Annotated in this window: 7 protein-coding genes and 3 pseudogenes; 2 read left to right on the plus strand and 8 right to left on the minus strand. The window is 61.3% G+C overall.

Annotated features, from left to right (window positions below):
• Positions 1-46: 46 nt before the first annotated feature.
• Positions 47-1,213, minus strand: a complete 1,167-nt coding sequence (locus ABVQ20_RS37045; protein WP_354464760.1) for a porin — start codon at positions 1,211-1,213, stop codon at positions 47-49.
• Between the two features lie 682 nt (positions 1,214-1,895).
• Positions 1,896-2,149: pseudogene (locus ABVQ20_RS40620) on the minus strand (hypothetical protein); the annotation flags it as partial.
• A gap of 22 nt (positions 2,150-2,171) precedes the next feature.
• On the opposite strand from ABVQ20_RS40620, the pseudogene bluB reads away from it, so the two are divergent.
• Positions 2,172-2,803: pseudogene (bluB, locus tag ABVQ20_RS37055) on the plus strand (5,6-dimethylbenzimidazole synthase).
• 79 nt (positions 2,804-2,882) lie between these two features.
• Here the strand turns inward: bluB and ABVQ20_RS37060 are convergent.
• Positions 2,883-3,173 carry a hypothetical protein gene (locus ABVQ20_RS37060; RefSeq protein ID WP_354464761.1) on the minus strand — a complete coding sequence of 97 codons (291 nt, stop codon included), beginning with the start codon at positions 3,171-3,173 and terminating at the stop codon, positions 2,883-2,885.
• A 95-nt stretch (positions 3,174-3,268) separates the two neighbouring features.
• On the opposite strand from ABVQ20_RS37060, the gene hemN reads away from it, so the two are divergent.
• Positions 3,269-4,603: an oxygen-independent coproporphyrinogen III oxidase gene (gene hemN, locus ABVQ20_RS37065; RefSeq protein ID WP_354464762.1), complete on the plus strand. Its 1,335-nt coding sequence runs from the start codon at positions 3,269-3,271 to the stop codon at positions 4,601-4,603.
• Between the two features lie 766 nt (positions 4,604-5,369).
• Here the strand turns inward: hemN and ABVQ20_RS37070 are convergent.
• From ABVQ20_RS37070 to ABVQ20_RS37090, 5 genes and pseudogenes are all read right to left on the minus strand, one after another.
• The gene (locus ABVQ20_RS37070) at positions 5,370-6,125 is read right to left on the minus strand and encodes a carbonic anhydrase (protein WP_354464763.1); all 756 of its coding nucleotides are present in this window, start codon (positions 6,123-6,125) and stop codon (positions 5,370-5,372) included.
• 156 nt (positions 6,126-6,281) lie between these two features.
• Entirely contained in the window at positions 6,282-7,265 is a 984-nt protein-coding gene (gene bioZ, locus ABVQ20_RS37075) for a 3-oxopimeloyl-[acyl-carrier-protein] synthase BioZ (protein ID WP_354464764.1), read from the minus strand.
• Positions 7,262-8,527 (minus strand): adenosylmethionine--8-amino-7-oxononanoate transaminase, encoded by a 1,266-nt coding sequence (locus tag ABVQ20_RS37080; protein WP_354464765.1) that lies wholly within the window; start codon positions 8,525-8,527, stop codon positions 7,262-7,264. Before ABVQ20_RS37080 ends, bioZ begins: the two co-directional genes overlap by 4 nt.
• Positions 8,527-9,162: a dethiobiotin synthase gene (bioD, locus tag ABVQ20_RS37085; RefSeq protein ID WP_354464766.1), complete on the minus strand. Its 636-nt coding sequence runs from the start codon at positions 9,160-9,162 to the stop codon at positions 8,527-8,529. The genes ABVQ20_RS37080 and bioD overlap by 1 nt, the downstream gene beginning before the upstream one ends.
• A gap of 11 nt (positions 9,163-9,173) precedes the next feature.
• Positions 9,174-9,441, minus strand: a pseudogene (locus ABVQ20_RS37090) (8-amino-7-oxononanoate synthase); the annotation flags it as partial.

A 9,441-nucleotide genomic window follows, 5' to 3' on the forward strand; every position in this document is an offset into this window, starting at 1 on the left:
GGATTGGCCCGCTCGATCGTACCACCGAGATGCAGCTTTTCAGTCGTTAGAATGAGCGTTGGAAACGGAGGATGCCGCCGACACTGTTCTTTTTGTCGGCGTCAGTCCAGTTCACGTTGGAAGGGTCGACCATACCGACGCCGAAGTAGCCATAGTGGTCATAGTCGACTTCCGCTGTAACCGTGAAACCTGGAACGACCGTATAGGCGACGTTTGTAGCCACACCATAGTTCTTGAGCTGATCACCCGAGACCTGAAGGTTGAACGAAGTTGTCTCGCTGAACTTGTAAGTGGCGCCCGCCCAGAAAGCCCAGTTGCCGCCCCAAACTTTGTAGAAGCCGCGACCATGAGCTTCGATCGCGTTAGTGGAATCATCGTTCAGCTTGCCATTGGAGCCGTAGCCGAACATTCCGAATAGCAACAGTTCATTGGTGACATCGAGGTCGACGCGGACCTTGCCAACCACCGATTCGTAGTTGCTGTCATAAGCGACCACGCCGGTGATCGCGCCCCAGCCTTGTGTGTATTTCACGCCACCGACTACGTGCGGAACATAGCTGTCGATAGTGCCGGCGACGCCCGAGCCTTCTTCGAGTGAAACCACAGCCGAAAAGCCGTTATCGGCGTCAAAGTAGTACTGAACCACATTGGTATCGAAGTCGCCGTACGGAACAAGCCTCTGATTGAGGACTTTGCCAGCGTAGCCAACAAACGCGTCGAAGGCCGACCCGTCCTTACCAACTCGGAGGCCACCAAGCTGAATCCAGGCGAAAGTCAACGTGATGTCTCTGTTGGAGGCGTAGTTCTGAGGACTGTCCGGACCCGAATAAGCGTTGCGGTTACCGAAGTTCATGCGGGTTTCGGTATAGGTCTTCAACGTGCCGAGTTCGGTCCCCTGGCCGGTCCAAGTTTTGAACGTGAGGCGTGTGTTGTTTCGCCATGTGCCCTGATCCTTGCCAGTCCTCACATCCGAGGTTCTTGTGCGGTCATACGATCCGCCATGGCCGAGGCCGATGTCGTAAAGGACATAGCCGCCGATGCGCAGGCAGGTCTCGGTGCCGGGAATGTAGAAATAGCCCGAACCGTAGACGTCGCAGATATTGACGTACTCGGCCGGTTCTGACTCGGCGAGGACGATGGCGTCGGCGGCGCGGGCGCCGGAAACGGCGACCAGGGCCGCAGCCGAGCCGAGAAGAAGGCTCTTGATGTTCATTCTGGATCTCCGTTCAAAGATTAAAGAGGGGCAGGACGTCAAAGAACGGACCCTTCCCCTATCCCCACGATCGAAGGAGATGCGCATCGCGCTGTTCCTTCGCAGTGTGATGCTTCCGTCGTTAGTTCAAGAACAAAGTTACCGTATCCAAGAATATCGCAAACATCATACGCATTGTTCTGAGAGATGATTTTTTTGATACTGAGTAATTGACAACGTTAACATTGAAGTCATACTTCACCTATATAAATAGAGAGTCGACCAGAGTTTGGCCGCATGACTGCAACTCGCATGCCTAGGCGCGCTGCACCTCGACGCAGATCTTCAGTCAAAGCCCTTCAGTTGCTCCTGGGAATCCAGCACTTCTGAGCCAATCGATATGGTCACCTCCGCCAGTTGGGTGCAGACCGTCACAACGGCTTCCAAAATAGACTGCGCAAGTGATGTGCCATCCGAGGGGTAACTGCGACTTTACACTCAAATTGGCCGGCGCACCTTGGTCGCGCTTCCTTCTTTTTTGCTTTGAGGGTCAAGGTGAGCACGAAAAGCAAACGTTTCGGATATGGTTCGTCTGTTCGATAAGCGACAGCTTTTGTTAGTTTTGAAGCCTCGAGATTCAGACCTCACGCGGCGGCACGGTTGGGTTCGTCAGGCGAGATGCCCACTGACGCCGACATAATATTCACGAGCGAGGTCGAGCGTGCGATTCTTGGAGCATTCCCGAGGCCGTAAGCGTCATCGTTAGGGTGGAGGGCACGCCTCGGCCGTGGCGAAGCTGGTCATGCTCCCCTGCACCAGCTTGCCAATCAGCCCGGACAAAGTGATTTCGCAAGGCGGAGAAGATTGACACGAACCGTTGTAAAACGCCTCTGAATCGGAAGCCGTGCATGCCCCGTTCTGTTTTTGCAGCAGCGCATGTGAATTCTCGGCGCGATTGATTGCGTTGAAGCTGCCAATCATGACGTCAGTCCCGGAATTCCCGGACGATTTTCGTGCTCAGCTGGTCAACCTCTTCCACTGGCGCCGGGACGTCAGGCGATTCCAGCCGGCGCCGCTTCCCGAAGGCGCGCGGGCGGCTGCTCGACGCGCCAGCATCGCGCCTTCCGTCGGGCTGAGCCAACCCCGGCGTTTTGTCTTGGTCGAGAGCGCGGAGCGCCGCAACGCCGTCAGGGCCAGCTTCGCGCGCTGCAATGCAGAGGCACTGGCATCGTTCGCAGGTGAGCGCGCCACGCTCTATGCGCGCCTGAAGCTTGCCGGCTGACCGAGGCGCCCTGCCAGTTGGCGCTTTTCCCCGCCCGCACAACCGAGCAAGGGCACGGGCTCGGCCGCCTGACTATGCCTGCCACAATTGAATATTCAGCCGTGATGGCAGTCCACACCCTGTAGCTGGCGGGGCGCGCCGAGGGGATAGGCATGGGCTGGGTCTCTATCCTCGATCAGGTCGAGATGGCGACGATCCTGGACGCGCCGCCGCAGTGGACGCTGATAGGCTATTTCTGCGTCGGCTACCCCAGCGAGGAATACAGCGCGCCGGAGCTGGAGCGCGAGGGCTGGGAGATCCGTCCCCCTTCGATCGTGATTACGCGGTAGTGAAGCTTCCGGCCTCCCCCCTTGCGGGGGAAATGCCCGGCAGGGCAGAGGGGTACTGTCCCTTCGGCCTGTCGACCAATCACAGCCGCGCTGTCGGATCGCTTATCGGCAAGCAAGGGGGCGAGAAGCTTGCGATCCTTGCGAAGACTTCACGAACAGTTTCCCATGCTATGGGGTGGAACGCGTTGAGGTCGATGGTTTTGATTTTCTGGTGGCGGAAATAGGCATCAAAGACCCGTCCTGGTCGGTCGGCCGGAAGGCGACGAGCTTGCCGGCGAAAACCAAAGGTGTGCGCGATGACCTCGGCGGGAAAGCGATGGCGCTTGCAGCTAACATCGCCCGCGTGAGCATTGACATTGGCGAAATACAAGGTTCGCGCGCGAAAGCGGAAGGGACTGACATAGCGCAAAGACAGAGGAGAGCGCAGCGGTAAGGATGATAGTTATCAGCACGGGACGGTAATTGTTGCAGACCTCAATCCTGACAAAATATCGCGAGGCCCGCCTGCCTTTGTACACCATCTATCCGACTGTGCCGGAGTTCTCCGCGGCGATCGGTGCAGAGGCTTATGCGGAATGGCTCAGGGACCTACCGGCTGACGATCCGGTGTCACTCTATCTCCACGTTCCGTTCTGCCGATCGATGTGCTGGTATTGCGGCTTCCCTACCACCATTACCCGCCGGGATGCGCCGATCGTAAACTATCTGACGGTGCTGCGCGACGAAATCCGTTTGGTCTCGGAGCAAGCGCCGCAGGTGCTGCCCGTGAGCGACGTGCATTTCGGCGGTGGAACGCCGACCCTCATCGGGCCAGCTGAGTTCCTCGCTCTGATGGAGTTCCTGCGCCGCCGCTTCGCGTTCAGGAAAACGGCTACGGTTGCCGTCGAGATCGACCCACGCACGTTCACGGCCGAGATGGCCGAGGCCTTGGGAGCAGCGGGCGTGAACCGCGCGAGCCTCGGCGTGCAGAGCTTCGATCCCATTGTTCAAAAAGCGATCAACCGGGTCCAGAGTGAGGCGCAGACGGCGGCTGCCGTCGAAATGCTGCGCCGGCATGGAGTAAGCCGCATCAACTTCGACCTCATCTTCGGTCTGCCGGATCAATCGGTGCAGTCCTGCGTCGAGACCGCGACGGCGGCGGTCGCCATGCGCCCCAACCGGCTTGCGGTGTTCGGCTACAAGCACATTCCGTCTCTTATAAAGAATCAGCGCCTCATCGAGGAGGCAGCTCTGCCGGACAGCACTGCTCGCGCCGAACAGGCTGCGGCCGTGGCCGATACGCTGGTTGCCGCAGGCTACCGAGAGATCGGGCTCGACCATTTCGCCTTGCCAGACGACGAACTCGAGCTGGCGCAGAAAACCGGGCGCCTGAGGCGTAACTCGTTAGGTTACTCGGCCGACACCTACAAAACCCTGATCGGTTTCGGCGCGTCGGCTATCGGCCGTGTCGGCGGGGGTTACGTCCAGAACGAGGTTACAAGGGATTCCTACACCCGGCACATCGCAGCTGGCCGTCTGGCGACGTCAAAGGGCTACCGCCTCACTGACGAAGACCGCGTGCGAGCCGCAATCATCGAGCGACTGATGTGCGATCTCGAGGCCGATGTGCCGGCAATCTGTGCCGCCCACGGATTTGATCCGATCCGTTTTCTCGATTCAGCTGAAGGCTTGGCGATGCTGGCCGAGGACGGGATAGTGGACATCGAAAACGGTTTCATTCGCGTGCGGCAGGAGCATCGCTTTGTGCTTCGCGCTGTCGCTGCCGCATTCGATGCTTTTCTCGACCGGGTTGCCCCGTAAGCACGGCGAATCGGCATGAGCGGAGGCCAACTCGACGCGGAAGTGGAATTCGACGCCCCATGGCCGAAATCCTGTCATGAAAATGCCGCCACTACCTGCTGCTGGTCGGGATGGACCTCGCTGCGGAGAGCAACCCGCGGCGGAAGCGGCGGGCCGGGTCGGGCTCAAGGAGCCTAATTCCTCTCCATCGACACGCCCCCAGATGCGGCTGGCGAACCGGTCAAGATCACCCGGCGCGGCGCGGCCATGCCCGGCTCGCTTCATCTGGCCGGGCGAGCGCCAGCCTCTTCCTAGTTTAGCCGATAATTTCGACAAGTATTTCCGCGAGAAAGCGACGCCACGGTCTACGAAATCGCGACAGGTACGCAAAGCCCGATCCTCGAGGATATCGCAGCCATGGACTTCGGTGCCGTTACCCTATCGGGCGTCTGACCCTCTAAGCCCCAGGCGGCACTGAAACGGCGGGCCAGGCGTCAGCCATAAGGTGAAATGTACTTTCGGCGCTGGCCGTTTGCGTCAATCTAGGTGTTAGCCGAGAGGCGATACGCACTGATCTCCTAGCACCACTCGATATTAGCGCGCGAAACATGTTCCATCGGAAACTGCTGCCCGGCCTCTGCAGGGCCTGAAACCATTGCACCAACCGCGCGCCGAATATGACGGCGATTTCAAGGCAAGAACTCAGTCGTCCAACCATTCAAGGATGCGGAGTGCGATGCTATGGAAACAGCTGTTGCTGCATCGCGATCCGCTGCGGGCTCGTCTGTCAGCTCGTGGTCAGGATGAAACGGCGGTTCGGCGCCAGCACCGGCCGCGCATTCATCGGATAAAGCGCGGTGAACTTGTCAATGTCGGCGGCGCCAACCTGCAGCGGCTCGCGTGCCACCATCCAGTCGACGATCTCCGAGCATGGCGGCGTCGTCAGCGAGCCCTCGTAGCTCCAATAGTCCAGCGAGGCCGGTAGGAGGCCGTTCGGATCCACATCCTCGACCATGGCCTCGGCGACCGCCTTAGCCGGGAAAGCTGCCGCGAGGCGTGCAAGTTCCTCGTTTTTCGCGCCCGGTGTCAGGAAGACGCCAAGCACGCCGAGCCCTCCACCTTCGCGATTCTTATGGACGAAGTGTACCTCCATGGGGAAAGTCTTGCCTTCCACCAGATGTTCGCTCGGCGCGTGGAAGTGAAATTGCAGCAGGTCGTAGGTCCTGTCGCCCCGGGTGAGCGTGCTGCCTTCCGGCACGTTGATCTGGATCGTGTGGCCGTTGTGGACGATCGTGCCGCCGTCTGCCTTCCAGTCGATGCCAATCTGCGAGATATCCGCTTTGATGGCCCTTGTCAGGTTCAGAGGCGACTGCTGCGCGCCGGCCGAGCACGCGGCGTTCGCCCCATCGAGCGCCCCCCAATGCTCTGGACCGCCTTTTCCTTGATAACTCCAGTGGACGCCTTCGTCGGCAAAACCTGCGCGCGCGCAGATCGCGCATGCGCCCAATGTTATGAATCCCCTAATCAAATTGCGCCGTTGCATGTGTTCGTTCACTCCTTTTCTACTATGGGATCAAATGCCTCAGCGCCCGCAGAGAATGAGGTTGCACGGTGACGTGGATGCCCGGCGACCATTTTTTTGCATTGGTTCGATTGTCCTGTTTGTCATGTATGAACAGTCCCGCGGCTGGTCGCTCGGCTAAATTCCAACGACCAGCGCGCCGCCGCTGAGACCGGCACCCGCCGCCGCCAGCAGGATTTTCTCGCCAAGCCGAAAAGGCTCCGTCTGATGAGCCAGCGACAGGGAGAGCGGGATGGTCGCGGCGGAAGAGTTGCCATAGTCGGCAATTGTCTTCACGATTGCTTGATCTGCTATGCCGAGGTTCCTGCCGACCGCATCGAAAATACGGGCATTCGCCTGATGTGGCACGAACCGGCCGACATCCTGTGGTCGTACTCCGGCAGCGGCAAGCGCGCTTATCGAGCAATCGGTCATCATCTCGACAGCCTTCGCGAACACTTCGCGTCCGTCGGTCATCGTCATGCGGGTCTGCGCGAGGTCGAGGTCGCCACGGAACGGGATGTTGCTTCCTCCCGCCGGAATCTGGATCAGCCCGTAGCGCGAGCCGTCGGAATCCACCGAAGCGCCGAGAATGCCCTGATGGGGGTCCTCGCAAGGACCAATCACCAGGGCGCCGGCGGCATCGGCGAAAAGGACTGAGCTCGCGCGCTCGGCCGGATTGATGCGACGGCTGAGGATGTTGGCCGCGATGACAAGGCTCGCTTTGCCGTGCAGGCGGGTGAACCCGTCGGCGAACATCAGCGCATAGATGAAGCCGGCGCAGGCGCCGGTCAGATCGACCGCGCCTGCGCGACCAAGGCCGAGCTTGTGCGCGACCAGGGGTGCACTGGGTGGCAGAAGGTGGTCGGGCGTCGAGGTGGCAAGCAACAGCAGCCCGATGTCGCCGCGGTCAATACCGGCATTCGCCAGCGCCATGTCGCCAGCCTGCGTGGCAAGACCAGACAGCGTATCTTCGTCAGTTGCCCAGAAGCGGGTGCGGATTCCGGTACGCCTTTCGATCCAGCCCGGCTCGAGGCCGAGATTGCTCTCGATCTCGGCATTCGCCACCTTGCGCCCAGGCGCGTGATGGCCAAACCCGAGAATGCGCGACGACTTGCTCATGGTCTCGCGCCGAAGCGTTCGCCGGCCTCCTCCATGGCGTCATAGAGCCCGTCGAGCTCGTCGTCGGTGATGCAATAGGGCGGCAGAAGATAGAGGACATTGCCGAGCGGACGCACCAGCAGCCCACGCTCGAGGAAAAAGGCGCGCAGCTTTGGCCCGATCTCGGCCAGATAGCCAGCAGAGCCGGTGCGCAGGTCGAGAGCCGCGATCGTGCCGGTCGCCCGGCTGTCGGCGAAGTAGGGATTGTCGCCAAAGCGCCGAAGTCCGGCGGCCTGTCTCGCGCTCAGGGCCGCGACCCGCTCGGCCACCGGCTCGTCATGCCAGATCTCGACATTGGCGAGGGCTGCTGCGCAGGCCATCGGATTGGCGGTGTAGGAGCTCGAATGAAAGAAGGTCTTCTTCCGGTCCTCGGAATAGTGGGCGTGGAAAATGGCATCGGTGGCGAGCGTTGCCGCCAGCGGGACAACGCCGCCCGTCAGCCCTTTCGAGGTGCACAGGATGTCCGGTGAGATCGATGCCTGCTCGCAGGCGAACATGGTCCCGGTGCGGCCCCAGCCGGTCATCACCTCGTCGGCGATCAGCAGCGTGCCGGAGGCCTCGGCGATCTTCTTCAATTCGGTCAGAACCCAGGCCGGATACATCAGCATGCCGCCGGCGCCAAGGACCAGCGGCTCGACGATCAGCGCGGCGGCGTGCCGGTCGCGGGTGACCGCCTCGAACCGATCCAGCGTCTCCTGCTCTCGCCTCGCGGCCGGGAAGGGGATGGTGTCGACCTCGAACAGCAGCGGCTCGTAGGCGGCGTTGAACACGCCGCGGGCGCCGACGCTCATCGTGCCGATCGTGTCGCCATGATAGCTGTGCTCCATGGCGACGATGCGCGAGCGCGGCGCGCCGATGTTGCGGAAATAGCCGAGCGCCATCTTCAGCGCGACCTCGACGCAGGTCGAGCAGCTGTCGGAGTAGAACACCCAGTCGAGGCCGGGCGGAGCGAGGCCGACAAGTGCCCTGGCGAGGCGTTCGGCCGGCTCGTGGGTGAAGCCAGCGAAGATGATCTGGTCGAGGCTCGCCGCGGTCGTCTCGATGGCCTTGATGATGCGGGGATGGCGGTGGCCGTGGGTGACGACCCACCAGGAGGAAATGGCATCCAAGATGCGCGTGCCGTCGGCCTTGTGGAGGTAGGCGCCTTCGGTCCGGACGATTTCAGGGATGGCGGGCTCGAGCGCGTGCTGGGTGAACGGATGCCAGACTTGAGACTGCGACATCATTCGCCTCCGGCAATCAAAGCGAGGTCGAAGCCGGCAATCATCGCTTCCCTTAGTGCTTTGGGCGTCAGCGGATCGAGGCGCGGCAGCCTGCCGAGCTGCGGCACACCGCCGAATTCCACGATTGTCCGTTGCGTATCGGCCATCTCATCGCCGATGAAGGCGATGCCAGCAAGCGGGATGGAGCGAGCCCGAAGGGCCTCGATCGACAGCAGCGCGTGATTGATGGTGCCGAGCGTGGTCCGGGCGCACAGAATGACCGGCAGCCGCCATTGCGCGAAGATGTCGATGAACCTTGTGCGGCGGTTGAGCGGCACCATCAGCCCGCCCGCGCCCTCGATGACAAGCGGTGTCGGTAGGACCGGAAATGAAAGATCGACAGCCTCAATAGGGATGCCATCAATTTCGGCCGAACGATGCGGCGACAGCGGCTTGCTCAAGCGGTAGACTTCCGGCAGCACGCGCTCTCGCGGCAGGCCGGAGAGTCGTTCAACGACCTCGCTGTCGGTCTCGCCGTCGAGGCCCGATTGCACCGGCTTCCAGTAGAAGCCGTCGAGCAGGCCGGCGAGCCCGGCCGAAAACACCGTCTTGCCGATGCCGGTGTCTGTTCCGGTGATGACGATGCGTTTGGTCATGGCGCCTCCGCTCATGTTTGGGCCAACACCTCAACGAGCGCCTCGACCATTGCGGAAATCTCGCCTTCGTCGACGTTGAGCGTCAGCGAAATGCGCAGGCGCGACGTGCCCTCGGGCACGGTCGGCGGACGAATGCCGCGGATGTCGAAGCCGCGTGCCTGGAGTGCCGCCGCCACCGCCATGCAACGGCCGTTGTGGCCGACGATGACCGGGAGAATTTGCGAACCGCTGGCCGCAACGCCGCAGCGTTTCATGAGTTCGTAGGCAGTAAAGCTCACC

Origin of the sequence: Mesorhizobium shangrilense (assembly GCF_040537815.1) — a bacterium.
Classification (GTDB): Bacteria; Pseudomonadota; Alphaproteobacteria; order Rhizobiales; family Rhizobiaceae; genus Mesorhizobium; species Mesorhizobium shangrilense.